Raw genomic sequence first — 25,503 nt, forward strand, 5'->3', positions numbered from 1 at the left:
AATCGCTATTCAGTCACAACGACAGCGCCGGGTCAGCGAGATGCGGCGAGTCCGCGCTGGCGGCTGGCCGACATCGAGCCGTCGAGAAGCATCAGGGTGCGGCGTGCTTCTTTTAACGTGGCGACATCGCGGGCCAGCGCGCGGCCGGGCGCCTGCACCTGCGTGAAGGGCGCCGCGCGCAGGCGTGCGGATGGCGGCAGGTTGGCCAGCTGGTGGCGCGTCACTTCAGCCACGGCGTCTGCCGGGGCGGCTGGCGCGGCTACCAGCACCTGTGCCGCATCCTCGCCTTTGCAAGGCTGGTCGGTCAGCGTGACGTGGCCGGCGTCATCGGTGCACTTAATGACGTCGGTTCCCGCAAAAGTGCTCGAAACGAACACCATGCCTGCAACAAAGAGTGTGTGGCGGATGGCTCGGCAGTTCATGGTGTTGCTCCTCGTTGGCGTTTAGACAATTATGCTCGCTACGGGAACCCACCTCTGTTCGGTACCACACGGTGTCAAGATGATAATTTATTGTCGCGTTCAGGTGCCTATGGTCGCGTATTTGAAGGTGAACGCCGCAGCGATAATCCACACGATCGGCTTCACCTCGCGGGCTTTGCCGGTCAACAACTTGAGCACGGCGTAGGTAATGAAGCCGAATGCGATGCCGTGGGCGATCGAGTAGGTGAATGGAATCGACACCGCGCAAACTGCCGCCGGAATGCTTTCGGTGGTTTCTTCCCATTCGATGTTGCCGAGGTCGCGCAGCATCAGGCAGGCGACGAACAGCAGCGCCGGTGCGGTCGCGTAGGCAGGCACCACGCCGGCCAGCGGCGAAATGAACAGGCAGGCGAGGAACAGCAGCGCGATGACCACGGCGGTCAGGCCGGTGCGCCCGCCCGCCTGCACGCCGGCGGCGCTTTCGATGTAGGCGGTGGTGCTCGAGGTGCCGAGCGCGGAGCCGGCGACGATGGCGGCGCTGTCGGCCAGCAGTGCGCGGTTGAGGCGCTCCATTTTGCCGTCGACCAGCAGGCCGGCGCGGCTGGCGACGCCCATCAGGGTGCCGGTCGCGTCGAACAGTTCGACCAGGAAGAACACCAGCACCACGTTCAGGATGCCGACCCCGATGGCGCCGCCGATGTCGAGCTGCATCAAGGTCGGCGCGAGCGACGGCGGGGCCGAGACGATGCCCTTGAACGTATTGCCGCCGAAGAAGAAGCTGGCCACCGTGATGGCCATCATGCCGATCAGGATGGCGCCGCGCACGCGCAGGCGGTCGAGCGTCACGATCAGCAGGAAGCCAATGATCGCCATCAGCGCCGGTGCCGAGCGCAGGTCGCCCGCGGTCACCATCGTGGCGGGACTGGCGACGACGATGCCGGCGCTCTTGAGTGCGATCAGGCCGAGGAACAGGCCGAGCCCGACCGTAATCGCGGTGCGCAGGGAGTGCGGAATGCCGCTGACGATCATCGCGCGCAGACCGAACACGCTGACCAGGATGAACAGGCAGCCGGAAATGAACACCGCGCCCAACGCCGTCTGCCATGGGACCCCCATGCCGAGCACCACCGCGTAGGCGAAGTAGGCGTTCAGCCCCATGCCCGGCGCCATGCCGATCGGATAGTTGGCATACAGGCCCATCATCAGGCTGCCGATCGCCGCCGCGAGGCAGGTGGCCACGAACACCGCGTCCTTCGGCACGCCCGCGTCGCCGAGGATCGATGGATTGACGAAGATAATATAGGCCATCGTCAGGAACGTCGTCAGGCCGGCGATGACCTCGGTGCGCACTGTCGTTCCGCTTTCTTGCAGCTTGAAATAGTTGTTCAGCAATGACACTGTGCTCTCCCGTTGGGTTTCCAGGCAGCCCGCCAACGGGTCCGCCTTGTCGTGTTATCAAGATAATACCGCGTTCGCTGTTGAGCCTGAAACGCCTTTGCCAGTCGCGCGGACGCTGGCGATTTGCTAACATGGCGGACAGATCCCTCACCAGAAGCAGCCATGCCAAAAAACAAGCGCCCAGTTCCACGCAAGTCCGCCGTCACTTCCGTCCCGCAGGACGACGACGATTTCGTCGCGCAGGCAATGGCGGAACTGGCCCTCGACGTCGCCGTGCCGGAAGACGATGACGAGGCGGTGGTTCGCCAGAAAAACGACGAACTCAACCGGATGATCCTGAACGCTCTGCGCAAGAAGAACGACGACGTGCTGTATGACGCCATCGACCGGGCGCGCTATTCGGATATCCCGGCGTACCAGTTGCTGCGCGCCAGCATCGAGGAGGCCAGCGGCGTGGTGGTCACGCGGCGCGAGGGCGCCGCCGCAATGGAAATCAATGCCTTCGCCATTCCCCTGTTTGTGCACGGCGCCGGCGGCCTGAAGGAAAGCGAGTCGTTTGCCGACCCGGATGCGTTCGAGGCGCTGGTCGACAGCTTCCGCAGCGCCGGGCTGGAAAGCGAAGGAGCGCAGGTCGTGCTGGTCGCGCACGCCTACGATCCGCGCGAGGCGGCACGCATCACGTATTGCGAACTGAACGAGATCGTGCGCGACGTCCATGCGTCGATGACGGCGAAGAAACTGACCGCGGCGCCGGCGCTGGACCGCAGCATGACGGGCTGGGCGCAAAACATGGCAGCCGCCGGCGCGCCGACGGTCGAGCTGCGTTTCCTGGTCGGTTTCGCGCTCAAGCGGGTTGACGATCCGTTCTACGCCATACCGGACGATGAAACGCGCGCCGAGGAATATTTCGAGGCGCGCATGGCCCGTTACCGCACCTGGACCGAACTGGCGGCGCCGCTGGTAAGGCGCTGCCTGGCCGCCAATCCCGACAGTATCGAAGTGAACTTGCTGTACCAGGACCTGTTCTTCGGCGCGTTCGAAGATGGCGTCGAGGAACTGGCGACGCTGCGCATGATGACGCAGCTGAACCAGGCGCTGGAAAGCAGCGGCATCGAGCCGGCCGCGGCCAGCGCCCGCGTTGCCGTGGCGGCCGCCGAAGATGACCTCGTCATGCGCGTGACCTTATTCGGGCAGGGCGGGGCGGTGCTGGCGACGGTCGACAAGCCGCTCGATGTCGGCGCCGAGCTGGAGGCAGAGATCGAGGATGTGCGCGATGCGCTGGCAGCTATCGGCATCGGCAATGTCGAGGTTGAAGCGGCTGGCAGTTAAGCGGTGCCCGCTTTGCGCACGCATTCGCGATCCTGTCGAGGCTGGCCTAACCGCTGAAGCCGCTGCATACTGCGAACTCGACGGGAGAAAATTCATGAACAAATGGCTGGTCTTGGGCGTCGCAATCGTAGCGGAAACTATCGCGACATCCGCGCTGAAATCGAGCGAAGGATTTACAAAGGTCTTGCCTTCCGTCGTAGTCCTGATTGGATACGGGATCGCCTTTTATTGTCTGTCGATGACCTTGAATGCGATACCCGTAGGCGTTGCTTATGCAATTTGGTCGGGCATCGGCATCGTGCTCATCACCGTGGTTGGCTGGACTGTTTTTGGCCAGAAGCTCGATGCGCCGGCGCTGCTTGGCATTGCGCTGATTATCGCCGGTGTCGTCATAATGAACGTGTTCTCGAAGAGCGGGCATTAACGCATACGGGCCGGGATGCGACGCCAGGTCAGCGTTTGGCTTCGCCGCGCTCCACGGCCCCGGCGTCCCACGCATCGGCAGCAGGGCTTCAAAAATTGTGCGAGGGTACGGCTGGGTCGGAATAACAAGATTTCTCTACGGTATGACGTTAGAATAGCGGCCTGAATTTTCCATCAGGCATCGATGTTTCAACAGATTTTGGCCGGCACCCTGCTGGCCGCGGCGCTGCTCGGCAGTGCCAATGCAGGCGGCTGTCCGGACCATTATGTCGACGGGCGGCTGCCCGAAATCCGCAATCCCCGGCTGGCCGTTGCCACGCGCGAGTTGTGCTACGGCGTATTCGGCGTCATGCATTCGGGGGTCACGCGCACGGCCCTGTGGTCGGCCGAGCATCTGCGGGCGGACAACGTGGCGGCCGCAAGCGACCAGTCGCGCATCAATTCCTTCCATGCCGAACCGCGGCTGCCGCGCGCGCAGCGCGCGGAACTGTCAGATTACGCGCTGAGCGGGTTCGACCGCGGCCACCTGGCGCCCAACGGTAACATGCCGGACCGGCGCAGCCAGCGCGAGAGTTTTTCGCTGGCGAACATGGTGCCGCAGGACGCCGAGAATAATCGCCACGTATGGTCGGGCATTGAGCACATCGTGCGCAAGATGGCCGCGAAGGAGGGGGCGCTGTATGTGCTGACCGGCCCAGCGTTCCTGGGCGGCAACCTGCGCAAAGTCGGCAATGTGCTGGTACCCAGCCACCTGTATAAAGTGGTCTGGAACCCGCGCCAGAAGGCGGGCGGCGCCTGGTTTATCGAGAACGCGCCGACCACGCAGTACCAGACCATGACGGTCGCGCAGCTTGAGAAGACCATCGGCATCGACCTGATGCCGTCCTTGTCCGCGCGCGAAAAAGAGGCGATGCTGCGCTTGCCGCACGTCCGGCAGCGCAAGCCGCGGCGCGCACGGCGATCTCAGGAGGAGCTGCAATGAAGAACGGGTTTGATCCCTACGCCAATGAAGCCGACGTCGTTATCGTCGGCAAGCTGATGATCGAGAACCGTCTTGACCGCGTGACCTTGAGCGGCGACGTCGACCTGACCGCCGACCAGGCGGGGCTGACCCGGGCGCGCGAGCTGCACGACTTGTTGGGCGCAATCGTCGGCAAGCTCGAAACGCAGGCGCTGCCGGACGCGCTGCCGCCACCAAACATTCAGACGGTAAAGAATCCCTTCACCGGCTAGCGTTCGAGCACGTAGCGCCCTGGCGCGAGTCCGAGCGAGCCCTCGACCGGTTGCGCCGCTGCCATGCCGCCCGGCGACACGCGATCGAGCCAGGCCAGCCATTCGGGCCACCACGAGCCGGGCCGCTCATCGGCCAGTTCGATCCATTTGTCGGGATCGGTGTAGCGGTCGCCGCGCCGGTGTAGCGCGGTGTAGTAGCGCCTCCCGGCGCGGCCCGGCTCGCTGATGATGCCGGCGTTGTGGCCGCCGCTGGCGAGCACGAAGTTGACGTCGCAGTGCGACATCAGGTGCACCTTGTACACCGAACGCCACGGCGCGACATGGTCGGTCATGGTCGCCACCGCGAACACCGGCACGTGCACGTCCGACAGCGCGACCGGCCTGCCGTTGACGCGGTAACGCCCAGAGAACAGGTCGTTGTTGAGGAACAGCTTGCGCAGGTAATCGCTGTGCATGCGGTAGGGCATGCGCGTGGTGTCGGCATTCCATGCCATCAGGTCGCTCATCGGGGCGCGCTCGCCCAGCAGGTAATGGCTGACCGCGACCGACCACACCAGGTCGTTCGAGCGCAGCAGGCGGAACGCGCCCGCCATCTGCCGGTTGTCGAGGTAGCCCTGCTGCCACATCAGGTCTTCCAGCCAGGCCACCTGGCTTTCGTCGATGAACAGCATCAGTTCGCCCGCTTCGGAGAAATCGGTCTGCGCGGCCAGCAGCGTGATCGAATTCAGGTACGCGCGCTGGTCGTGCTCGTATGCGGCGGCGGCGATCGACAGCAGCGTGCCGCCGAGGCAGTAGCCGACCGCATTGATCTTGTTGCCGGGCAGCCGCTCGCGGATCGTGTCGAAGGCGCGCATCACGCCTTCGTGCAGGTAATCGTCGAGGCCCAGATTGCGGTCCTGCTCGACCGGGTTGTGCCAGGAAATTATGAAGACCGTGTGGCCATGCCCGACCAGGTAACGCACCAGCGAGTTATGCGGCGACAGGTCCATGATGTAGAACTTCATGATCCATGCGGGCACGATCAGCACCGGCTCCGCATGGACGTCGGGCGTGGCCGGCGAATACTGGATCAGTTCGATCAGGTGGTTGCGGAATACCACTTCGCCCGGCGTCACCGCGACCTCGATGCCCGGCCGGAATGCGTCAGCGCCTTCCGGCGGCAGGCCGCGCGCGCGGCGGCTGATGTCCTCCGACAGCCTGGCCGCGCCGCGCACCAGGTTCGCGCCGCGTTCGCGCACGATGGCCGCGCCGACCTCGGGATTGGTGGCAAGGAAGTTCACTGGCGAGACCAGGTCGAGCAGCTGGCGCGCGACAAACGACACCACTTGTTCATGGTGCCTGGTGACGCCGTCGACGCCAGTGGTGGCGTTGTGCCACCACTGCTGGTTCAGCAGGAAGGCCTGCTGCATCAGGTTGTATGGCCAGCGCTGCCATTCTTCGCTGCGGAAGCGCCGGTCCTGCGGCAGCGGGTCGATGCACGGCTCGGCGTCCTGGCCGAGCGCGCTGCGCATCGCGTAATCGAGCCAGCGCAGGTCCTTGTCCCATGCTTTCTGCGCCAGCTGCTGCCATTTGCCGGGCGACTGCGCCAGGTGCAGCATCCAGTCGGTCCACGCCAGCGCCAGGCTGGTCGGCGAGATGCCCTGCGTGGCCTGGCCCATCAGCGCATGCAGCATGCGGTCGACACTGCTCGGTGGCTCGACATCGGTCGGGCGCACGCCGCCCATGTCGGTGCGGGCCGGTGGCGGGTTGGCGACTTCGAGCGTGAGCGAGGTGTGTTCGTGCGCTGGTTTGGTCAATTGCATTGCGTTCTCCGGGTTGCGAAGTGCGGCGATTTTCAGCTTCCTATGCATACGAAATGCAAACTTGAGCAACGTCAATGGTGCGCAGGTTCGCGGCTGTTTGCGGTACTCTGAAACCAGCAACTGACAGCGAATTTAGAGGGGCGACTGTAATGACAAGCGATGCCGACATCGAGGAAACGCTGATGCATGACGCGCAATAGTTGGAGGGAATTTATCATGAAACACACACTTGTAGCCGTCTTCGATAATCGAAGCGACGCCCAGAAAGCGATGGACGACCTGCTCGCATCGGGCTTCAGCCGTTCCGACCTGCGCCTGTCCGAAGGCGGCACCCAAACCGAAACCGCAGCGTCGGGCGCCGACCTGCACGAAGACGAATCGTTCAGCGACAGCATCAAGCACTTCTTCGCCGACCTGTTCGGCAGCGACCGCAGCCGTCGCCTTGGCCAATATTCCGAAGCGATCGCGCGCGGCCATTACGTGCTGACCGTCACGGCGCCGAACGAGCCTGAAGTCGAGCGCGCGGCCGACCTGGTCGAGCGTTACGGCCCGCTCGACATCGACGAGACCTCGTCGGCCTGGCCATCGGCTTCGGCCGCTGGCAGCACCGCTGGCATGAGCGCAGGCATCCAGCAGCAATCGGCTTCGATGTCGCAGCAGTCAGGCCAGGGCCCGGCCCAGGCCAGCACCGGAAGCTCGATGCAGTTCGCCAGTACCGAATCGCAATCGATCCCGGTTGTGCAGGAACAACCCAAGGTCGGCAAGCGCGAAGTGCAGCGCGGCGGAGTGCGCATCTTCACGTATGGGGTTGAAACGCCGGTCGATGAAAGCGTCAACCTGCGCGAAGAGCAGGTCACGGTTCAGCGCCGCGCGACCGACAAGATGGTCGACCCGGCCGAGGTCCCGGCGTTCCAGGAGAACGTCAAGGATACCTTGCGCCGTACCGAGGTGGAGGTGGAGCAACTGTCGGACACGAAGGACGATGACTACTACCGGAGCCACTGGACCGGCAACCTGGCCGGCACCGGCAAGACCTATGACGAATATGCCCCGGCGTATCGTTACGGCAGCGAGATGCGCCGCAGCGAGCTGTATCGCGGGCGTCCGTTCGAGGAGGTGGAGACTGACTTGCGTTCGGACTGGGCGCGTACCCATCCGGGTTCGGCGTGGGAAAGCTTCAAGGCTGCCGTACGTCATGGATGGGATCGCATGACGAGCTAAGTTTCCTCAATCTTTCGCCGCCACCGCGTCGTTCCCGCGAAGGCGGGAATCCAAGCTGAGTTTAAATATCTAGCTCAGCATGGGTTCCCGCCTACGCGGGAACGACGTTTTGGGGGGGCTTATTTTGCGAACGCTGCAGTTGCCGGCGTAATCGTCACCGCCTCCGGACGAATATTCAGCTTCATCCCGCCAATCGCCTGGTCCTCATCCAGCAGTGTCTTTGGCTTCTCCGCGTCATACTTGATCGGCGAGAACACGTCGCTGACCAGCTTGTCCTTCAATCCAGCCGCATCCTTGGTAACCATCACCACTGACAGGTTCTTGGCGGACAAGTGCTTGCGCATCGCGGCGTTGACCTCGTCGACGCTCAGCTTCGATAAGCCGTCGCGCATCAGTTTGGTGAATTCCGGGGTGCCGTACCACTTCGAATCGAGCGCGTAACCCAGGTACTGGTCTTGCGTCGCGGTCATGACGAACACGTTCTTCATCAGGTAGTCGCGGGTGGTTTCGAACTGCTCGCGGGTCATGCCCTGAGTGATGAACTTGTCCAGTTCGGTCAGTGCGACGCGCAAGGCGAAGTGCGCGTTGTCGGGAGCGACCGGACGGATCCAGACCTCGAACAGTTGCGCCTTGCGGCCAAGGTTCGGGTTCGGGAAGAACTGGAACATCCCGCGCGGGAAGGCTTCGATATACGCGTAGTCGCCGTAGTTCATGCCGCGCACTTCACGGATGCGCTGGTACAGGTGGGAACTCGAGGCGCGGTGCTCGCCGAGGAAGGCCTTGGCCAGCCACAGCGCAGGGAAGTCGGGATGCGAACGCGTGACAACGGTCGGCAGCCCGAACGAGATCGCCGTCGCGCGCGTGTTCTTTTCGATGATCTCCACTTCCAGCCCGTTTGGCATGCGGCCTTTCGGCTCGCCGCCGTACGACATGCCAGCACCTTGCGGCAGGGTGGCCAGCGACGCCTTCAGCGAAGCGATCTGCGCATCGGAGACATCGCCCGCGATGCCCACTTGCAGCGCACCCTGGGTGTAAGCCTGCTTGTAGAACGCCTTGACGTCGTCCAGCGTGATCGATTCGATGCCTGCCAGCGTACCCAGTACCGGGTGGCCGTACGGCGTGCCTTCGAACACATTGGCCTGCAGGCGCTCTTTGGCGAACTCTTCCTCGTTGTTGTCCTTCATGTCCACCTGCAGCGCGTTCTTCTGCGCATCCTTCAGGCGGCGGAAGTCTTCCTCGCGGAAGCCCGGCGACATCAGCAGGGGCAGGGCGACGTCGGCATACCGGGTCCAGTTGTCCTTGTGGATCGAGCCGGTGAAGGTGGTCATTTCCTTGTCGACCTGCTCGCTGAAGCTGCCCGCCATCGGGAACAGGGCCTTGGTCACTTCGTCGATCTTGCGCTGGCTCGAACCGGCCGACGCGACCATCGCCGCGGTCAGTGCGGCCAGGCCTTCCTTGCCCTTCGGATCATGCGCCGAGCCGGCGGTGAACAGCAGCTTGAAGCGGATCTGCGGCAACGCCGACTTCTGCACCAGCACGTCGAATTTGGGGTCGGCCAGTTGCGCGGCGAACTGGTCGAGCTTCGGCAGGGCCGCCATCGCGGCCGGCATCGGCTGGTGCGACAGGGTGGTGACGATCATGCCGTCGTCGACCAGGTATTTGCGCGCGGCCGCTTGCAGGTCGGCCGGGGTCAGCGAATCGACCAGGCGGTAGTAGCGGTTGAGCGTGCCGTACGAGCGGCTGAAGTGGACGTACGATGCCAGCGTGCTGGCGATCTGCTCGGTGTTGTCGAGCGAACGTACCAGGCCGTATTTCTGCGCCGACTTGGCGTCGGCCAGTTCGCTTGCCGATACCGGCGTGGTGCGCAGCTGCGCGACCGTCTGCATGATGGCGTCGCGTACGTACACGGCGTCTTCGGGCTTCTTGACGCGCGCGGCGATGGTGGCCAGGTTGGCGTCGACGCGGTTCGGGCTGTAGTCGAACAGCTGGTCGACCTTCTGCTCATCCTGCACCAGGCGCTTGTACAGCGGCGAAGTGCGGCCGAACGACAGCGACAGCAATGTCGACAGCGCTGCCTGGTCCTTGGCCCTGTCGGAGAACGCCGGCGCACGGAAGGCGACGGTGACGAACGGCAGGGTCGGGCTGGTCCACGGCACGTGCTTGTAGATGGCGCCGCGCGGCGCTGGCTCGGCCGGTACTTCGGCCTTGTAGGTGCCGCGCTGCCATTTTGCCCAGTATTTTTCGACCAGCGCGATGGTCTTCTTCGGATCGACGTCGCCGGCGATGATCAGCGCGGTGCGTTCCGGACGGTACCAGCGGTCGAAGAACACCTTCGAGTACGCGTACTGGTTCGGCATGTCCTCGATGTCCTTCAGGAAGCCCATCGTGGTGTGCTTGTAGGTATGCGTGGTGAAGGCGGCGTCGCGCTGCACTTCGATCAGCTTGGAGATTGGGTTGGCGCTGTTCTTGTTGTACTCGCCCAGCACGGCGCGCGATTCGGTCTTGAACGGGCCTTCCTCGTACTCCAGGTTCTGGAAACGGTCGGCCTCGACCTTCAGGATGGTCTCGAGGTCTTCCTTGGCGAAGGTGGTGTAGTAGTTGGTCAGGTCGTCGCTGGTGTAGGCGTTCTGGCGCGCACCGGAGCGGGTGATGACTTCCTGGTACTTCTCAGGCGGATAGGCCTTGGTGCCGCGGAACATCATGTGTTCGAAGAAGTGGGCAAAACCCGACTTGCCCGGTTCGATCTCGTTGCGTGAGCCGGCCTGCACCGGGATGTGTACCGACACCAGGTTCGGGAATCCGGTCGGCACGACGATGACCTTCAGGCCGTTCGGCAAGGTCTTCTCGGTCGCGGTGAACGGCAGCACGTCGCCAGGGGCCGGCGTGCTCTTCGGCGCTGCGGCGGCGAGTACGGGAAGGCCGAGCGCGAGCAAGGTTATCGGGATGAGTTTTGACACACTGCCTCCTTGAGTAACTGACAAGGCGGCAAGGATAATTTAATCGTTAGATAAAGAACAGGAAAAAATCGGGCGGCGTGGCAAACGCCCGAATCGCGCAAGGACTGCGCGCACGCGAGGACAGGCTTTCAAACAGTTTCGGTGGCGGGGAGGCTGATGCGGTTGCGGCCCATGTGCTTGGCGCGGTAGAGGGCCGCGTCGGCGATCGCAACCAGCTGGGAAGCGTCGGCGTCGCTGGACGCCAGCGCCGTGGCGGCGCCGATGCTGACGGTGACCCTTCCGTCGCGGGCGAACCGGTTGGGCAGGCGCAGCTGCTCGACCCTGGCGCGGATGCGCTCTGCGACGATGGCGGCGCCCTTGAGCGACTGGTTCGGCAGGATCACGGCAAACTCCTCGCCGCCGTAGCGGGCAACCAGGTCGTTGGCGCGCATTTCCGAGGCCACCGCAACGGCGATGCGCTTCAGGCATTCATCGCCGCCGAGGTGTCCATTGGCGTCGTTGTAGGCCTTGAAGTTGTCAACGTCGACCATCAGCAGCGAAAGTGGCTGCTTCTGCCGCGTTGCCCGTGCCCACTCGGCGTGCAGGGTGTCGTCGAAGCAGCGCCGGTTTGCCAGGCCGGTGAGGCCGTCGCGGGTGGCCAGCTGTTCCAGCGCGATCTGGGCCTGCTTTTCGTCCGTCATGTCGCGCAAGGTTTCGACCACGGCGATCAGGGTATTGTTGTCGTCGAAAACCGGGCTGGCGTCGGCGGCCAGGTAGCGGCGTCCGGCGCGCGGCATGTCGCACCAGCTTTCGGCGCAAATCTGGGCGCCGGCGGGTGCCTCGGACGGTACCGAACCGTACAGCTGGCGCACTTCGCCGGGGCGGTTCTGGATGACCAGGTCGGCCAGCGTGGGACGCTGTTCCGGATAAAAGCTGCGCCAGTGGTCGCTGGTGCCGAGCACCTCTTCGGCCGGGACGCCGGTCAGGCGTTCGCAGGCGCGGTTCCAGATAATCACGCGCCGGTCGGTGTCCAGCACGAAGGCCGGTACCGCCAGCATTTCCATCAGCTTGTTGGCGAACATCCGCTCCGGTTTTCCGCTGCTGTCGTTCAGGCATTGAATGGTAGATGCGCTCATCATGTGCCGTTCCCTGTTTTTAAAAACTGGCTGCCGTTGGGCAAGTAATTGACTGCCTGCAAGTCTTGATTTTCCTACCGGAACTAATCGCCTCGCTTGATTTAGAGCAAGGCAACCGATGACGGGACTTCAGTGCACAGCGATTGGCTGGCCCAGCGGGATGATGAGAGAAAGCTGGCATCCACCACCCGGCTTGCTGTCGATGGCAAACGATCCACCGAGCGCGGCAACGCGGTCGCGGATGCCGTCCAGTCCGCATCCCTGGGCCGCATCCGCGGCCGCGAGGCCGATTCCGTTGTCCCGGATTGTCAGGTTGAGCTGGCCGTCGTCGCGGGTCAGCGCCACCCGCACATCGGTCGCCTGGGAGTGGCGCGCCACGTTCGACAGCGACTCTTGCAGGATGCGGAACAGCATCGCATCGAAGGCCTTGTCGGTGTCGAAGGCGGCCGGGTCCGCGGTGAAATGGTGGCGAATGCCGTTCAGCCGGGTGAATTCGCTGAGCTGGCATTCCATCGCGTAGCGCAGTCCAGCGTCCAGGGCCAGCGGGCGCAGGTCATTGATAATTCCGCGCAGTGACTTGATCGCCAGGTCGAGATTGCGGATCATGACATCAATACGGGCGTTCAGTTGCGGGCTGGCGGCGCGCGTGGCGTGCTGCAGCAATGTCAGTTCGATCTTCAGCGCCATCAGGTTCTGTCCAAGGTCGTCGTGGATGTCGCGCGCGATGCGGCGCCGTTCGGTGTCGCGCACGCCTTCCTGCTGCTCGACCAGCCGGCACAGTACCTTGTGCGTTTCGGCCAGGGCGCGCTCGGCAAGCGCGCGTGCATGGCGCTCGACTCCGAGCTGGGCCTGGGCGTCGCACAGGCGGTCGTCGGAGCGCAGGTGATGGCGCAGCAGGGTGTGGAATCCCCATCCGATCACCAGCAGCCAGATGGTGGCCAGCAACAGGCCAGGCGTCGGGGTTGCCCAGTCGGCAGGGGCGAATGCGAGGCAAGGCGCGCTCGTGACGCCAAGGACAAGGGCGGCGGATAGGGAACGGGGGGCGCGTTTCATGGCATCCTTCCTGCGGGGCTGAATCGACCTATGTCAAGGTACAGTGGGCCGCAGTTGAGCTCCTTGTGCGCGATCAAAAACTTGCGCAGCGGGAAGAAATCATGCCGGCCACATGATTGCGGGGTTTACTCGGTTTCGGCCGGGTCGCGGTATAATGGAAGGTTGACGATTGAGGCAATTCCCCGTGACTTACAGCATTAAAGAGATTTTCTACACCCTGCAAGGCGAAGGCGCGCACGCCGGACGCCCGGCCGTGTTCTGCCGTTTTTCCGGCTGCAACCTGTGGACCGGCCGCGAGATCGACCGCGCGACTGCCGTTTGCCAGTTCTGCGATACCGACTTTGTCGGCACCGACGGCGAACTGGGTGGGAAATTCCCGACGGCGGCGGAACTCGCCGCGCGCATCGACAGCCTGTGGCCGTCCACGCACCGCGCCAGTAAATATGTCGTGTTTACCGGCGGCGAGCCCTTGCTCCAGCTCGACGCGGCCCTGATCGACGCCATGCACGCGGCCGGCTTCATGATCGCCATCGAAACCAACGGCACCTTGCCGGTGCCGCCTGGCGTAGACTGGATTTGCGTCAGCCCGAAGATGGGCTCGAAGCTGGTGGTGGGGAAGGGCAATGAGATCAAGGTCGTCATCCCGCAGGCCAACCAGGACCTCGGCGCCTACGAACAGCTCGATTTCGAGAACTTTTTCGTGCAGCCGATGGATGGCCCGCTGGCCGAATTCAATACCCGTCTCGCCATCGAGACCTGCAAGCGCAATCCCAAGTGGAAATTGAGCCTGCAAACCCATAAACTCCTCCAGATACCCTGAACGCATGCTGACCATTACCCGCAAGCTCGAATTCGATGCCGGACACCGGATTCCCGACCATAAAAGCCAGTGCCGCAACCTGCATGGCCACCGCTACACGCTGGAAATTACCCTGACCGGCGCCGTGATCGAAGTCGAAGGCAACTCCGACAACGGCATGATCATGGACTTCTCCGACATCAAGGCGCTGGCCAAGGAGCATCTGGTCGACGTCTGGGACCACGCCTTCATCGTCTACGAAAAGGATGACAAGGTGCGCGAATTCCTGGCCAGCCTGCCGGGCCACAAGACCGTCGTCATCGACCGCATTCCGACCGTCGAGAACCTGGCGCAGGTCGCGTTCGCCATCCTGAAGGCTGCCTACAAGGACCGTTACGGTACCGGCCTGCACCTGCACAAGCTGGTGCTGCACGAAACCCCTAACTGCTGGGCAGAAATTACCGATGCCTGATCGCGACTTCATGCAGCTGGCGCTGGACCAGGCCCGGCACGCGTGGGCGCTGGGCGAAGTGCCGGTCGGCGCGGTGGTGGTCAAGGACGGCGAAGTCATCGCCGTCGGCTACAACCAGCCGATCGGGCGGCATGACCCGACCGCGCACGCCGAAATCGTGGCCCTGCGCGCGGCCGCCGAGAAGATCGGCAACTACCGGCTGCCCGGTTGCGAGCTGTATGTGACGCTGGAGCCGTGCGTGATGTGTTCCGGCGCCATGATGCATGCCCGCCTGGCGCGCGTGGTGTACGCAGCACAAGATCCGAAGACGGGAGCGGCCGGCTCGGTCGTCAACCTCTTTGCGCAAGAACAGTTGAACCACCACACCGAAGTGCTGGGCGGCGTCATGGCGGATGAAGCCAGCGCGATGCTCAGGGGCTTCTTCGCCGAGCGCCGCAACGCGGCCCGCCGCATCGCCGCGCCGGAATAAGCGCCGGCGCCGCCTTGGCGCCGCTCATGAAAAAAGGGTGCCGCGCGCACACCCTGGCCACGCAAAAATGGTATGCTAAACCAGGACAATTCAGCGCGACCGACACCATGCCTACCTTGAAGTCGAACGGCATCCGACTCGCCTATGAAACCGCAGGGGACCCGAAAGACGTCCCGATCCTGCTGATCATGGGCCTCGGCATGCAACTGATTGCCTGGCCCGACGACTTCGTCGAGGGGCTGGTCGACCAGGGCTTCTACGTCATCCGCTTCGACAACCGCGACTGCGGGGAGTCCACCAAGTTCGATCACGCCGGCACCCCGAATCTCTGGCTTACCTACCTCAAGTCGCTGGTGCACTGGCCGATCAGGGCCGCGTACACGCTCGACGACATGGCGGAGGACGCGCGCGGCGTCTTGCGCGCGCTGGGCGTCGCCAAGGCGCACGTGGTGGGCGCTTCGATGGGCGGGATGATCGCGCAGATCATGGCGGCCAAGTACCCTGAGCGCATACTCAGCCTGACCGCGATCATGTCCAGCAGCGGCCGTCGCGGACTGCCGGGACCGACGCGCGAGGCGCGCGCCGTGCTGATGCGGCGTCCGCGCAATGCGCGCGATATGGAAAGCATCATCGAGCACACCGCAAACATCTACCGCGTGATCGGCAGCCCGGCGTACCCGACCCCGGAGAGGCATCTGCGCGCTAACATCGCGCGCGCCATGCGCCGCAACGTCAGTGGCGCCGGCGTGGCGCGCCAGATGGTGGCGGTCGCCGCGGCCGGCGACCTGAGTCCGCGGCTCGGGGGCATTAGCGTGCCCACGCTGGTGATCCACGGTGCGGCCGACCCGCTGGTCCCGGTCGCCTGCGGCATCGACGTCGCCCGCCGCATCGCCGGTTCGCGGCTTGAGATCATCGAGGGTATGGGACACGATCTGCCCGACCAGCTGATCGAACGGCTGCTCGCCTTGATCGACGCGCACGCGCACGGTAAGATGGAAGCCGACCCAACACCACGGCTTTTCGAAAAACAGTGATCACATCAAAACCAGGCATCGGCATCGTCGCGCCCAGCGGATACACCCTCGACGACGCTGCGGTCCAGCGCGGCATCAAACTGCTTGAGGCGCGCGGCCACGTCGTCCACAACTACTTCGACACGGCCAAGGTATTCCAGCGTTTCGGCGGCACCGATGAGGCGCGCCTTGCGCAGCTGCAGGCCGCGGCGTGCGACCCGGACATCGACGTCGTGATCGCCCTGCGCGGCCAGTACGGGCTCACGCGCCTGCTGCCGCGCATCGACTTCGACACCATGGCCGCCAGCGGCAAGATATTCGTCGGCTTCTCCGACTTCACCGCTTTCCAGATGGGCTTGATGGCGAAGACGGGCGCGAAGAGCTATGCGGGCCCGATGCTGTACGCGGACTTTGGCGCCATCGAACCGGTCGACTTCACGCTCGACGACTTCTGGAAGTGCCTGGCCGGGCCAACGCACAGGATCGACGTCACGGCCGCAGGCAATCCATCGGTTGATGCGAGCGGCACGATCTGGGGCGGCAACCTGGCGATGGTGATGTCGGTGCTCGGCACCAGCTACTTCCCGAGTATCGACGACGGCATCCTGTTCTTCGAGGACGTCAACGAACATCCATACCGCGTCGAGCGCATGCTGCTGCAACTGCTGCATGCCGGCGTCATCGAACGCCAGACGGCGATCGTGCTGGGCGATTTCTCGTCGTACGGGATCACCCCCGCCGACAACGGCTACAACTTCGAGGTGATGGTCGACTACCTGCGCCGCGTGATGCCGGTGCCCGTATTGACCGGGCTGCCGTTCGGGCACGGCCGCACGCGTGTGACGATTCCGTTTGGCGCGCAGGCGCGGCTCGTTTCGCACGATGCCGGCTTCACGCTGACCATGAGCGACTACCCGACGGTAGCGCATGGCTGAACCGCTGCCGGCGCAGAGCTTTTACCAGGCTACGTCGGCAGGCGATTCATATCCATCACTTGAAGGGGGCGTCGAGACGGCGGTCTGCATCATCGGCGGCGGCTTCGCAGGACTGGCGACCGCGCTGTCGCTGGCCGAACGCGGCGAGACCAACATCGTGCTGCTTGAGGGCGAGACGATCGGACATGGCGCCTCCGGCCGCAATGGCGGCTTTGTGTTCGGCGGTTTCTCGCTGGGCGAACGCGCCTTGCTTGGCAGTGCGGGCGACGAGGCCGGAAGGGCGCTGTACCGGCTAACCCTCGCCGCCGTCGAACAGATCCGCGACCGAATTCAGCGCTACGCCATCGACTGCGACGCGCGCTACGAAGGCGTCATCCTTGCCAACTGGTTCGACGACGACCGCATCCTCGATGAACAGCAGCGCTTCATGGTGGACCGCCTCGGCGTCGAATGGCAGCGCATCAGCCGCGCCGGCCTGGCGGACCAGCTGCGCACGCAGCGTTACTTCGGCGGGCTGTTCGAACCCTCCGCATTCCACTTTCATCCGCTGAAGTATGCGCAGGGCCTGGCGCGCGTGCTGGCCGCGCAAGGCGTCGCGGTGCATGAGCGAAGCCGGGTCACGCGCATTTCACCGGACGGCCACGGCTGGCTGGTGCAAACCGCTGGCGGCCAGGTGCGCGCAAAGGACGTCGTGGTCTGCTGCGGCGGCTACATCGAACGACTGTATCCGCGCCTTGGCGGTGCGGTCCTGCCTATTGCCACATATGTGATGGCGACCGAGCCGCTCGGCGATCGCCTGCAGGAATCGGTGCGCACCGGCGCTGCCGTCTACGACACGCGCTTCGCGTTCGACTACTACCGGCCATTGGCCGATACGCGGCTTCTGTGGGGCGGCCGCATCGCGATACGCGACCGCGGCCAGGCCGAGGTCGCGCGGCTGCTTCAGCAGGATATGGTCAAGGTCTATCCGCAACTGGCGGGGACGCGGGTCGATTACGCCTGGAGCGGCATGATGAGCTACGGCCGCCACCGCATGCCGCAGGTCGGGCGCCTGCCTGAAGGACTCTGGTACGGCATGGGTTTCGGCGGTCACGGTGTGGGCCCGACCACCCTGGCAGGGGAGCTGCTTGCGGCAGCGCTGCGCGGAGACGGCAGCGTGCTGGCGAGCTTCAGTGCATGGGGATTGCCGCACGCGGGCGGTCCCGCAGGCCTGTTCGCGGCGCAACTCACCTACTGGTACTACGAACTGCGCGACTGGATGCGCCAATAGTGGCTGCGCCTTCGTCAACAAGATCGGCGCGCATCGACGCGCTGCGCGGGCTTGCCGTGTTCGGCATCCTGCTGATTAATGTATGGGGATTCGTCTACGGCTATACCGCACTGCGCTACGGGGTCATCGACGCCTCGGCGACCAGCGCCGACCGCCTCGCGGTTTTCTTCGCTGCGGCGTTCGCTGAGCAGAAGTTCTATCCGATCTTTGCATTCCTGTTCGGCGCCGGATTCTCGCTCCAGATGCGGTCATTGGCGGAGAAGTCGGGCATGGACGATGCGCGCGCGATCTACCTGCGCAGGCTGAAATGGCTGCTGGTGGTGGGCCTGCTGCACGGTACCTTGCTGTGGTTCGGCGACATTCTGGCTGCGTATGCGCTGACAGGATTCTGGCTGCTGCGCCACGCGGGAGAATCGTGGCCCGAACTGCGCCGGTCGCTAAGACTGGCCGTTATCGTCAACGTGGGCGTTTTGCTGCTGACGGCGATCATCATGGCGACGATTGCCACCATGGCGGATTACGGCGCGGAGACCGCAGATGAAGCGCTGCTTGCGAACGACATTTATACGCATGGCCGGTGGATGGAGGTCACGAAAGCGAGGATCGGGGACTTCGGCATGAACATCGGCGGCTTCTGGCTATTCGTGCCGCGCATCGCGCTGCTGTTCCTGCTCGGTGTGACAGCGGTGCAGCTGGGATGGCTGACGCACCCCGAACGCCATCGCGCGCTGTGGCGCCGCATCCTGCTTGTTGGCGCCTTCATTGCGCTGCCGCTGAACGTGTGGTGGGGATATGAGGCGCTTGGCTGGGCGCTGGAGCCGGAGACGTCATCACGCTTGGTGCATATGGCCTCGTTCCTGCTCGAACTCGCGGGGCCTGCGCTGGCTGCGGCTTATGTCGCACTGTTCATGCTGGCTGGCGAGCGTGTGATGAACGTCCTGGCTGCATGGCTCGCGCCTGTCGGGCGGATGGCGCTGACCAACTACCTGGTGCAGTCGGTGGCGTGCGGTTTGCTGTTGCAGGCTTACGGGCTGGGACTTGGTGCGGTCCTGTCGCGCGCTCAGTTGATGCTGGTAGTCGCGGGGATCGTGCTCGCCCAGGTCGCGTTGAGCCGCTGGTGGCTGTCCGGTCACGACCAGGGGCCTGTAGAAGCGCTGTGGCGACGATATACCTACCGGCGGTAAGGCGGCGCGGTATACTTGCCTCTTTTCGCCAGGATTCAAGATGACCGCCTTACCACCATGCCCGAAGTGCAATTCCGAATTCACCTACGAAGACGGCACCCAGCTGGTCTGCCCGGAATGCGGCAATGAGTGGACGGCGCAGGCTGCCGGTGCGCAGGAAGAGGGCGCCAGGGTCTACCGCGACGCATCCGGCACCGTGCTGCAGGACGGCGACACCGTCACCGTCATCAAGGACCTGAAGCTCAAAGGCTCGGGCGGCACCGTCAAGATGGGCACCAAGGTCAAGAACATCCGCCTGGTCGACAGCGACCACGATATCGACTGCAAGATCGACGGTTTCGGCGCGATGAGCCTGAAGACGGAGTTCGTCAGGAAGGTGTGACGCCTAAGCGGCGAAGCTGCGCTGCCTGGTAAGCGCCGAAGACATCGTTGAACAGGCAGCGGATCAGCGGATCGTCGACGCTCTCCGCCGAGTCGATCTCCTCGTCGATGTCTGCGTCGAAAACCGTGTCGTTGATCCGCATGTACATCGACGTCAGCGCCTCACCTTGGGTCAGGGCGGTGTGGAGTTTCGAGGCGGGGACCTCCGTCGTCCACCCGAGCGGGGCGGCGGCGCCGTCGAGCAGCGCGATGCTGTCGCCTTCAACGCGGTAGTGGAAATCCGTTCTCGCTCCCGCTTTGTCGTAGATCGACAGCCGCCAAATGCGCGGCTTTTCGAAGAAACTATCTTCCGGCAGTTCCATCGTTTCGTACTTCTCAAGCAAGCCTGTTCGGCAATAGTCAAGCACCAACCTCGCTTCGTCAGGCGTCAGGGCATGGAAGTGGGCCGCTATCTCAGCGGTATGCGGAGGCTGGACAGTGCTGTCGTAGCGATAGTCGACGTCCTGCTCGCCGACGGGCAGCACCCAGGGCAGCGATTCAGCCGCTTGAAGCGAGTTCTGGTCCAGCACCACCGATACCGACGGGTTCAGCCGGACGACGCTGGCGCCGGGGAGGGCGCGCTCGATCTCAAGCTGGAACCGGGCGTAGGTGATCGGGAAAAACCTGTGCCGATACCACGACCACGGTTCCTGGGTGAACTGGCACGAACTCGGCACGACAAAGCGTGGATTGAGCACCTTCAGCTGGTCGAGCCATTCTGTCGGCAGCTCCGGCGAGGCGGCGTCCGCCCGCGATGGCGCGAGCACTTCAATCTCGCGCATCGTTTGAAACGGCCACAGCACCATATCCCAGGGAGATTCGTTCGCCAGATCGGCAAGCGCGACCGGGGAAATCCACGAGTCGACGACATTTAGTACGTTCATGCCGCCGGCCCTGACCTGGAACATCGAGTCGACATCCGAGTCCAACGCCTCGCGCGGGATCACCTCAAACGGGCCTACCGTTACCGCGAGATTCGTTTCCAGCTTGTGCAGATTGACGAAACCCAATGCCTTGACCATGTCGAACAGCTCGTCGAAGAGGCAATACATGTGAATCTGCGTGGACCGGTCGAGCAGGTCGAGGCTTTCGAGCGAGCAGTGATCGTCGTGGAAGTGAGAAATGAAAACGGCGTCGAAGCGCTCCTGCCGGATCTGCTCGTGATCGAACCGCACGTCCGGGAATGCATGGCAGTTTTTGCTGAACGGATTCTCGAAAATCGGGTCGAAGGCGATCCGTGTTCCGTCGCACTCGAAGACGTAACCGGCGTGGAGGATCCTCGAGATTCTTAGGGACATGGCTTCAGGCGAAAGTGGGGGCGCACAAGGAGCGAGATTATCGCATGCGGGTCAAGTTCCATAAGTCGTACCGTTTTTCTGACCTTTTTCATAAGTTTTACATATGAATCGGCCCGCCCGCCGCAGGGGGAGGCTGCACAATGGTAAAATACGCGGTTAATCAAATCATCGCATGCAAGGGCTTTACCAGTGCTATCTACAGCTAATATCACAATGCAATTCGGCGCCAAGCCGCTGTTCGAAAACATCTCCGTCAAGTTCGGCGATGGCAACCGCTACGGCCTGATCGGCGCAAACGGTTGCGGCAAGTCGACGTTCATGAAAATCCTCGGTGGCGACCTCGAACCGTCGGGCGGCAATGTCATGCTCGACACCAACGAGCGCCTGGGCAAGCTGCGCCAGGACCAGTTCGCCTATGAAGACAAGCGCGTCCTCGACGTGGTAATGATGGGCCACACCGAGCTCTGGAACGCGATCAGCGAACGCGACGCGATCTACGCGAACCCGGAAGCGACCGACGACGACTACATGCACGCGGCCGAACTGGAAGCGAAAGTCGCCGAGTACGACGGCTACTCGGCCGAAGCGCGCGCCGGCGAACTGCTGCTGGGCGCGGGCGTGTCGATCGACCAGCACCAGGGCCCGATGAGCAACGTGGCGCCCGGCTGGAAGCTGCGCGTGCTGCTGGCGCAGGCGCTGTTCTCGAACCCGGACATCCTGCTGCTCGACGAACCGACCAACAACCTGGACATCGATACGATTCGCTGGCTCGAAGACGTGCTTAACCAGCGCAACTCGACCATGATCATCATTTCGCACGATCGTCACTTCCTGAACCAGGTCTGCACCCACGTCGCCGACATGGACTACGGCACCCTGAAGGTCTACCCGGGTAACTACGACGAGTACATGCTGGCGTCGACGCAAGCGCGCAACCAGCTGCTGTCGAACAATGCCAAGGCCAAGGAAAAGGTCGCGGAACTGCAGGACTTCGTGCGCCGCTTCTCGGCTAATAAATCCAAGGCGCGCCAGGCGACTTCGCGCGCCAAGCAGATCGACAAGATCAAGGTCGAGGACCTCAAACCGTCCTCGCGCGCTTATCCATTCGTTCGCTTCGAAGGCGAGAAGAAGCTGCACCGCCTTGCGGTGGAAGCGGAAAACATCTCGAAGAAGTACGACGAACAGCTGTTCAAGAATTTCAGCATCATGGTTGAAGCGGGCGAGCGCATCGCGATCATCGGCCCTAACGGCGCCGGTAAGACCACCTTGCTGCGTTCGATCTGCGGCGAGATGTGCGGCATGGCGACCGATACCGGACGCATCAAGTGGGCCGAGAATGCGAACGTCGGCTACATGCCGCAGGATCCGACCGAAGAATTCATGGACGACCTGACCCTGACCGACTGGATGGGCCGCTGGACCAAAGAAGGCGACGACGACCAGGCCGTGCGCTCGATCCTGGGCCGCCTGCTGTTCGGCGGCGACGAGGTGAAGAAGTCGGTCAAGGTGCTGTCGGGTGGCGAGAAGGGCCGCATGATGTACGGTAAGCTGATGCTGGGCCGTCACAACGTCATGATGCTCGACGAGCCGACCAACCACATGGACATGGAATCGATCGAGTCGCTCAACATCGCACTGGATAAATACGCAGGCACCCTCATCTTCGTATCGCACGACCGCGAATTCGTGTCGTCGCTGGCCAACCGCGTCCTGGAAATCAAGGACGGGCAGATCATCGACTTCCGCGGCAACTACGAAGACTACCTGCAAAGCCAGGGTATTAACTAAGCCGCGCCTTCTGGCCTAACATTGATGGGGTTATCACCATGAGAGTCCTTCCGATCAAGACCGTCGAGTATGACCATCCGCAGGGTGGCCTGAGCTGCACCGCGCAGGCTTGGGCACGTGCGCCCGCGACGCCTTCGCCAGAAGAGAAGGCCGCGCTCAAGGAGCGCATCCGCAAGCTGCTGAAGGAGCGCGAGGCCGTGCTGGTCGCGCACTACTACGTTGATGGCGACCTCCAGGACCTGGCCGAAGAAACAGGCGGCTGCGTGTCCGATTCGCTGGAGATGGCGCGCTTCGGCCGCGATCATCCGGCCAAGACGCTGGTTGTCGCTGGCGTGCGCTTCATGGGCGAGACGGCGAAAATCCTGAGCCCTGAAAAGACCATCCTGATGCCGGACCTGGACGCGACCTGTTCGCTCGACCTGGGCTGCCCGGCCGACGAATTCGCGGCCTTCTGCGACCAGCATCCCGATCGCACCGTGGTCGTGTACGCGAACACCAGCGCGGCCGTGAAGGCGCGCGCCGACTGGATGGTGACGTCCTCGATCGGCCTCGATATCGTGGCCCACCTGCACGCGCAGGGCAAGAAGATACTGTGGGCGCCTGACAAGCACCTCGGCGGCTATATCCAGAAGAAGACCGGTGCGGACATGCTGCTGTGGCAGGGTTCGTGCATCGTCCACGACGAATTCAAAGGCGTCGAACTTGAGCTGCTGAAGGCCGAACATCCCAACGCCAAGGTGCTTGTGCATCCTGAATCGCCGGCCAGCGTGGTGGCGATGGCGGACGTCGTCGGTTCGACGACGCAGCTGATCAACGCGGCGCAGACGCTGGACGCGAGCGAATTCATCGTCGCTACCGACAACGGCATCCTGCACAAGATGCGGATGGCGGCGCCCGGCAAACACTTCATCGAAGCGCCGACCGCTGGCAACAGCGCGACGTGCAAGAGCTGCGCGCATTGCCCATGGATGGCGATGAACGGCCTGCAGAACCTGGCCGACGTGCTCGAAAGCGGCAAAAACGAGATCTTCGTCGACCCTGAAATCGGCAAGCAGGCGGTGCGCGCAATCGACCGCATGCTCGACTTCGCGGCAGCGAAAAAGGCCAAGGCGCTGCCGACCGGCGACCTGGCGACCGAATCCACACTGTTCTCCGGAGTTGGCCCTGCATGACGACCTTGCGTAATCCGTACGACCAATTTGACGAGAACCTGCAGGCGTCGTTCGAGCAGAACCTGCTGGCGGCACTGCTGGAAGACGTCGGTGCCGGGGACCTGACCGGAAAGCTGGTGCCTGACGATCAGCGCGTGCGCGCGCGCGTGATCGTCCGCGAAGATGCAGTGCTGTGCGGCGCGCCGTGGTTCGAAGGCGTGATGGTCGCGCTGGACCAGTCGATCGAGATCGACTGGCAGTATGCCGAAGGCGACATGATGACGGCGAACAGCGTCGTCTGCACCATCGAAGGGCCGCCGCGCGCTTTGCTGACGGCGGAGCGCAGCGCGTTGAACTTCCTTCAAATGATGTCCGGCGTCGCGAGCGCGACGCGCAAGTACGTCAAGCTGATCGAAGGCACCAACGCAGCGATCCTCGATACGCGCAAGACCTTGCCCGGTCTGCGCCAGGCGCAGAAGTATGCGGTGCGTGTCGGCGGGGGCAAGAACCAGCGCATGGCGCTGTATGACGGCATCCTGATCAAGGAAAATCATATCGCTGCTGCTGGCGGCGTGCGTCCGGCGCTGGCTGCCGCGCAGGCGCTCGATGCTGGCGTGTCGATCCAGATCGAGGTCGAGAACCTGGCGCAGCTTGACGAGGCGCTGTCGGCTGGCGCGGTGTCGGTGTTGCTGGATAATTTTGACTTGCAGATGATGCGTGATGCGGTGAAGCTGAATGCAGGCCGTGCGCTGCTTGAGGCATCGGGCGGCGTCAATATGGACAGCGTGCGCGCGATCGCGGAGACGGGCGTCGACCGGATTTCGATCGGCAGCCTGACCAAGGATGTGCGGGCGACCGATTACTCGCTGCGTATCCTCTGATCTATGAACACTCACCTTGAGCCACGGCCTTAGTCCAGATAATCCCGCAATTGCGGCAATATCCGTTCAGCCGGCGCCTCGAGCTTGAGAGATAGCAGCTCGTCGGCGCGCGTTTTCCCCAGGTTGACGGCGGCGATTGGCTTCCCCGCGGCGGCGGCCATCCGGCAGAAACGGTAGCCGGAAAATACCATCAGCGACGATCCGACCACGAGTAGCGCATCCGCGTCGTCCATCAGGGCGAGCGCGCGGCGGCTGCGCTCCGCTGGCACGCCGTCGCCGAAAAACACGACATCTGGCTTCAGCATGCCGCCGCAGTGTACGCAGAACGGTTCGTGGAAGCTTGCCGGCGCTTCCGGTTCGAGCTGCGCGTCGCCATCGGGCAGCGGCCTTGCCGTCGCGCCGAGCATGGCCGGATTGGCCTCGTCGAGCAGGCCCTGGACGAACGCGCGGGTGTAGCGCGCGTGGCAGTCGAGACACACTACCGAATGGATGTTACCGTGCAGCTCAAGCACGCCGGTGCTGCCCGCACGCTGGTGCAGGCCATCGACATTCTGGGTCATCAAGGCGCCGATGGCGCCGTTCGCCGCGAGATCCGCTAGCGCGCGGTGGCCTGCATTCGGCTCGGCGCGCGCCAGCGTCGGGTAACCGACCATGCTGCGCGCCCAATAACGTCGCCGTGTGGCCTCAAACTTGCGGAATTCGGGACCCTGCACTGGCGTTGGGCCACGCCGCGTGCCGTCCTTGTCGCGGTAATCCGGGATGCCGGAGCCAGTGCTGATGCCGGCGCCGGTCAGCACCAGTACCCGGCGATGGCCCGTCAGGAAGTGGGCCAGATGGTCGATCGTCAGGTCGTCGGCCATGGCTGAATTG

Annotated in this window: 24 protein-coding genes; 16 read left to right on the forward strand and 8 right to left on the reverse strand. The window is 63.6% G+C overall.

Annotated features, from left to right (window positions below):
• Window positions 1–32: 32 nt before the first annotated feature.
• Complete coding sequence (locus tag HHL21_RS03475) at window positions 33–422, reverse strand: DUF4124 domain-containing protein (RefSeq protein ID WP_169463817.1); 390 nt, start codon at window positions 420–422, stop codon at window positions 33–35.
• Between the two features lie 99 nt (window positions 423–521).
• Window positions 522–1,814, reverse strand: a complete 1,293-nt coding sequence (locus HHL21_RS03480; protein ID WP_206085580.1) for an NCS2 family permease — start codon at window positions 1,812–1,814, stop codon at window positions 522–524.
• Window positions 1,815–1,982: 168 nt separating this feature from the next.
• Between HHL21_RS03480 and HHL21_RS03485 the strand changes: the two genes are divergently transcribed.
• The 4 genes from HHL21_RS03485 (at window position 1,983) to HHL21_RS03500 (ending at window position 4,805) form a co-directional block, all read left to right on the forward strand.
• Complete coding sequence (locus HHL21_RS03485; protein ID WP_229495911.1) at window positions 1,983–3,149, forward strand: hypothetical protein; 1,167 nt, start codon at window positions 1,983–1,985, stop codon at window positions 3,147–3,149.
• 94 nt (window positions 3,150–3,243) lie between these two features.
• Entirely contained in the window at window positions 3,244–3,573 is a 330-nt protein-coding gene (locus tag HHL21_RS03490; protein WP_169463819.1) for a DMT family transporter, read from the forward strand.
• Between the two features lie 183 nt (window positions 3,574–3,756).
• Window positions 3,757–4,554, forward strand: coding sequence for a DNA/RNA non-specific endonuclease (locus tag HHL21_RS03495; protein WP_169463820.1), 798 nt, complete (start codon window positions 3,757–3,759; stop codon window positions 4,552–4,554).
• Window positions 4,551–4,805 (forward strand): hypothetical protein, encoded by a 255-nt coding sequence (locus tag HHL21_RS03500; protein ID WP_169463821.1) that lies wholly within the window; start codon window positions 4,551–4,553, stop codon window positions 4,803–4,805. The genes HHL21_RS03495 and HHL21_RS03500 overlap by 4 nt, the downstream gene beginning before the upstream one ends.
• Here HHL21_RS03500 and HHL21_RS03505 read toward each other — a convergent pair.
• Entirely contained in the window at window positions 4,802–6,607 is a 1,806-nt protein-coding gene (locus tag HHL21_RS03505) for a PHA/PHB synthase family protein (RefSeq protein ID WP_229495914.1), read from the reverse strand. The genes HHL21_RS03500 and HHL21_RS03505 overlap by 4 nt on opposite strands.
• A gap of 216 nt (window positions 6,608–6,823) precedes the next feature.
• Between HHL21_RS03505 and HHL21_RS03510 the strand changes: the two genes are divergently transcribed.
• Window positions 6,824–7,828, forward strand: a complete 1,005-nt coding sequence (locus tag HHL21_RS03510; RefSeq protein WP_169463822.1) for a DUF2382 domain-containing protein — start codon at window positions 6,824–6,826, stop codon at window positions 7,826–7,828.
• Between the two features lie 119 nt (window positions 7,829–7,947).
• On the opposite strand, the gene HHL21_RS03515 is transcribed toward HHL21_RS03510, so the two are convergent.
• The 3 genes from HHL21_RS03515 to HHL21_RS03525 form a co-directional block, all read right to left on the reverse strand.
• Entirely contained in the window at window positions 7,948–10,785 is a 2,838-nt protein-coding gene (locus HHL21_RS03515; protein WP_169463823.1) for a M16 family metallopeptidase, read from the reverse strand.
• Between the two features lie 128 nt (window positions 10,786–10,913).
• The gene (locus tag HHL21_RS03520; protein WP_229495917.1) at window positions 10,914–11,903 is read right to left on the reverse strand and encodes a sensor domain-containing diguanylate cyclase; all 990 of its coding nucleotides are present in this window, start codon (window positions 11,901–11,903) and stop codon (window positions 10,914–10,916) included.
• A gap of 126 nt (window positions 11,904–12,029) precedes the next feature.
• Window positions 12,030–12,953 carry a sensor histidine kinase gene (locus HHL21_RS03525; RefSeq protein WP_169463824.1) on the reverse strand — a complete coding sequence of 308 codons (924 nt, stop codon included), beginning with the start codon at window positions 12,951–12,953 and terminating at the stop codon, window positions 12,030–12,032.
• 184 nt (window positions 12,954–13,137) lie between these two features.
• Between HHL21_RS03525 and queE the strand changes: the two genes are divergently transcribed.
• From queE to HHL21_RS03565, 8 genes are all read left to right on the forward strand, one after another.
• The gene (gene queE, locus HHL21_RS03530) at window positions 13,138–13,773 is read left to right on the forward strand and encodes a 7-carboxy-7-deazaguanine synthase (protein WP_169463825.1); all 636 of its coding nucleotides are present in this window, start codon (window positions 13,138–13,140) and stop codon (window positions 13,771–13,773) included.
• Window positions 13,774–13,777: 4 nt separating this feature from the next.
• Entirely contained in the window at window positions 13,778–14,224 is a 447-nt protein-coding gene (queD, locus tag HHL21_RS03535) for a 6-carboxytetrahydropterin synthase QueD (protein WP_169463826.1), read from the forward strand.
• On the forward strand, window positions 14,217–14,693 hold the full coding sequence (tadA, locus tag HHL21_RS03540) for a tRNA adenosine(34) deaminase TadA (RefSeq protein ID WP_169463827.1): 477 nt from the start codon (window positions 14,217–14,219) through the stop codon (window positions 14,691–14,693). The genes queD and tadA overlap by 8 nt, the downstream gene beginning before the upstream one ends.
• A gap of 107 nt (window positions 14,694–14,800) precedes the next feature.
• Window positions 14,801–15,727, forward strand: coding sequence for an alpha/beta fold hydrolase (locus HHL21_RS03545; protein ID WP_169463938.1), 927 nt, complete (start codon window positions 14,801–14,803; stop codon window positions 15,725–15,727).
• Window positions 15,724–16,641, forward strand: a complete 918-nt coding sequence (ldcA, locus tag HHL21_RS03550; RefSeq protein ID WP_169463828.1) for a muramoyltetrapeptide carboxypeptidase — start codon at window positions 15,724–15,726, stop codon at window positions 16,639–16,641. Before HHL21_RS03545 ends, ldcA begins: the two co-directional genes overlap by 4 nt.
• Window positions 16,634–17,911, forward strand: a complete 1,278-nt coding sequence (locus tag HHL21_RS03555) for an NAD(P)/FAD-dependent oxidoreductase (RefSeq protein WP_169463829.1) — start codon at window positions 16,634–16,636, stop codon at window positions 17,909–17,911. Before ldcA ends, HHL21_RS03555 begins: the two co-directional genes overlap by 8 nt.
• Window positions 17,911–19,095, forward strand: coding sequence for a DUF418 domain-containing protein (locus HHL21_RS22090; protein ID WP_169463830.1), 1,185 nt, complete (start codon window positions 17,911–17,913; stop codon window positions 19,093–19,095). Before HHL21_RS03555 ends, HHL21_RS22090 begins: the two co-directional genes overlap by 1 nt.
• Before the next feature lie 40 nt (window positions 19,096–19,135).
• Complete coding sequence (locus HHL21_RS03565) at window positions 19,136–19,477, forward strand: zinc ribbon domain-containing protein YjdM (protein ID WP_169463831.1); 342 nt, start codon at window positions 19,136–19,138, stop codon at window positions 19,475–19,477.
• Here the strand turns inward: HHL21_RS03565 and HHL21_RS03570 are convergent.
• Window positions 19,464–20,813: an MBL fold metallo-hydrolase gene (locus HHL21_RS03570; protein ID WP_169463832.1), complete on the reverse strand. Its 1,350-nt coding sequence runs from the start codon at window positions 20,811–20,813 to the stop codon at window positions 19,464–19,466. The genes HHL21_RS03565 and HHL21_RS03570 overlap by 14 nt on opposite strands.
• A 189-nt stretch (window positions 20,814–21,002) precedes the next feature.
• Between HHL21_RS03570 and HHL21_RS03575 the strand changes: the two genes are divergently transcribed.
• The 3 genes from HHL21_RS03575 to nadC are packed head-to-tail and all read left to right on the forward strand — an operon-like array spanning window position 21,003 to window position 24,633.
• Window positions 21,003–22,601, forward strand: a complete 1,599-nt coding sequence (locus HHL21_RS03575) for an ABC-F family ATPase (protein WP_169463833.1) — start codon at window positions 21,003–21,005, stop codon at window positions 22,599–22,601.
• Between the two features lie 38 nt (window positions 22,602–22,639).
• Complete coding sequence (nadA, locus tag HHL21_RS03580) at window positions 22,640–23,773, forward strand: quinolinate synthase NadA (protein ID WP_169463834.1); 1,134 nt, start codon at window positions 22,640–22,642, stop codon at window positions 23,771–23,773.
• Window positions 23,770–24,633, forward strand: coding sequence for a carboxylating nicotinate-nucleotide diphosphorylase (nadC, locus tag HHL21_RS03585; RefSeq protein WP_169463835.1), 864 nt, complete (start codon window positions 23,770–23,772; stop codon window positions 24,631–24,633). The genes nadA and nadC overlap by 4 nt, the downstream gene beginning before the upstream one ends.
• A gap of 29 nt (window positions 24,634–24,662) precedes the next feature.
• On the opposite strand, the gene HHL21_RS03590 is transcribed toward nadC, so the two are convergent.
• A complete protein-coding gene (locus HHL21_RS03590) occupies window positions 24,663–25,493 on the reverse strand; it encodes an NAD-dependent protein deacetylase (RefSeq protein WP_169463836.1) in 831 nt (276 codons plus the stop codon).
• Window positions 25,494–25,503 lie beyond the last annotated feature (10 nt).

It is taken from the genome of Massilia polaris, from assembly GCF_012927275.1.
GTDB lineage: Bacteria > Pseudomonadota > Gammaproteobacteria > Burkholderiales > Burkholderiaceae_D > Telluria_A > Telluria_A polaris.

Excerpts from the sequence above, each read along its gene's own strand:
- HHL21_RS03475 (WP_169463817.1), bottom strand. The coding sequence starts at position 422 with ATGAACTGCCGAGCCATCCGCCACACACTCTTTGTTGCAGGCATGGTG.
- HHL21_RS03520 (WP_229495917.1), bottom strand. The coding sequence starts at position 11,903 with ATGATGAGCGCATCTACCATTCAATGCCTGAACGACAGCAGCGGAAAA.
- HHL21_RS03590 (WP_169463836.1), bottom strand. The coding sequence starts at position 25,493 with ATGGCCGACGACCTGACGATCGACCATCTGGCCCACTTCCTGACGGGC.
- HHL21_RS03565 (WP_169463831.1), top strand. The coding sequence starts at position 19,136 with ATGACCGCCTTACCACCATGCCCGAAGTGCAATTCCGAATTCACCTAC.
- HHL21_RS03570 (WP_169463832.1), bottom strand. The coding sequence starts at position 20,813 with ATGTCCCTAAGAATCTCGAGGATCCTCCACGCCGGTTACGTCTTCGAG.
- nadA (WP_169463834.1), top strand. The coding sequence starts at position 22,640 with ATGAGAGTCCTTCCGATCAAGACCGTCGAGTATGACCATCCGCAGGGT.
- nadC (WP_169463835.1), top strand. The coding sequence starts at position 23,770 with ATGACGACCTTGCGTAATCCGTACGACCAATTTGACGAGAACCTGCAG.
- HHL21_RS03555 (WP_169463829.1), top strand. The coding sequence starts at position 16,634 with ATGGCTGAACCGCTGCCGGCGCAGAGCTTTTACCAGGCTACGTCGGCA.
- HHL21_RS03490 (WP_169463819.1), top strand. The coding sequence starts at position 3,244 with ATGAACAAATGGCTGGTCTTGGGCGTCGCAATCGTAGCGGAAACTATC.
- HHL21_RS03510 (WP_169463822.1), top strand. The coding sequence starts at position 6,824 with ATGAAACACACACTTGTAGCCGTCTTCGATAATCGAAGCGACGCCCAG.
- HHL21_RS03500 (WP_169463821.1), top strand. The coding sequence starts at position 4,551 with ATGAAGAACGGGTTTGATCCCTACGCCAATGAAGCCGACGTCGTTATC.
- HHL21_RS03545 (WP_169463938.1), top strand. The coding sequence starts at position 14,801 with ATGCCTACCTTGAAGTCGAACGGCATCCGACTCGCCTATGAAACCGCA.
- tadA (WP_169463827.1), top strand. The coding sequence starts at position 14,217 with ATGCCTGATCGCGACTTCATGCAGCTGGCGCTGGACCAGGCCCGGCAC.
- HHL21_RS03495 (WP_169463820.1), top strand. The coding sequence starts at position 3,757 with ATGTTTCAACAGATTTTGGCCGGCACCCTGCTGGCCGCGGCGCTGCTC.
- queD (WP_169463826.1), top strand. The coding sequence starts at position 13,778 with ATGCTGACCATTACCCGCAAGCTCGAATTCGATGCCGGACACCGGATT.
- HHL21_RS03505 (WP_229495914.1), bottom strand. The coding sequence starts at position 6,607 with ATGCAATTGACCAAACCAGCGCACGAACACACCTCGCTCACGCTCGAA.
- HHL21_RS03525 (WP_169463824.1), bottom strand. The coding sequence starts at position 12,953 with ATGAAACGCGCCCCCCGTTCCCTATCCGCCGCCCTTGTCCTTGGCGTC.
- HHL21_RS03485 (WP_229495911.1), top strand. The coding sequence starts at position 1,983 with ATGCCAAAAAACAAGCGCCCAGTTCCACGCAAGTCCGCCGTCACTTCC.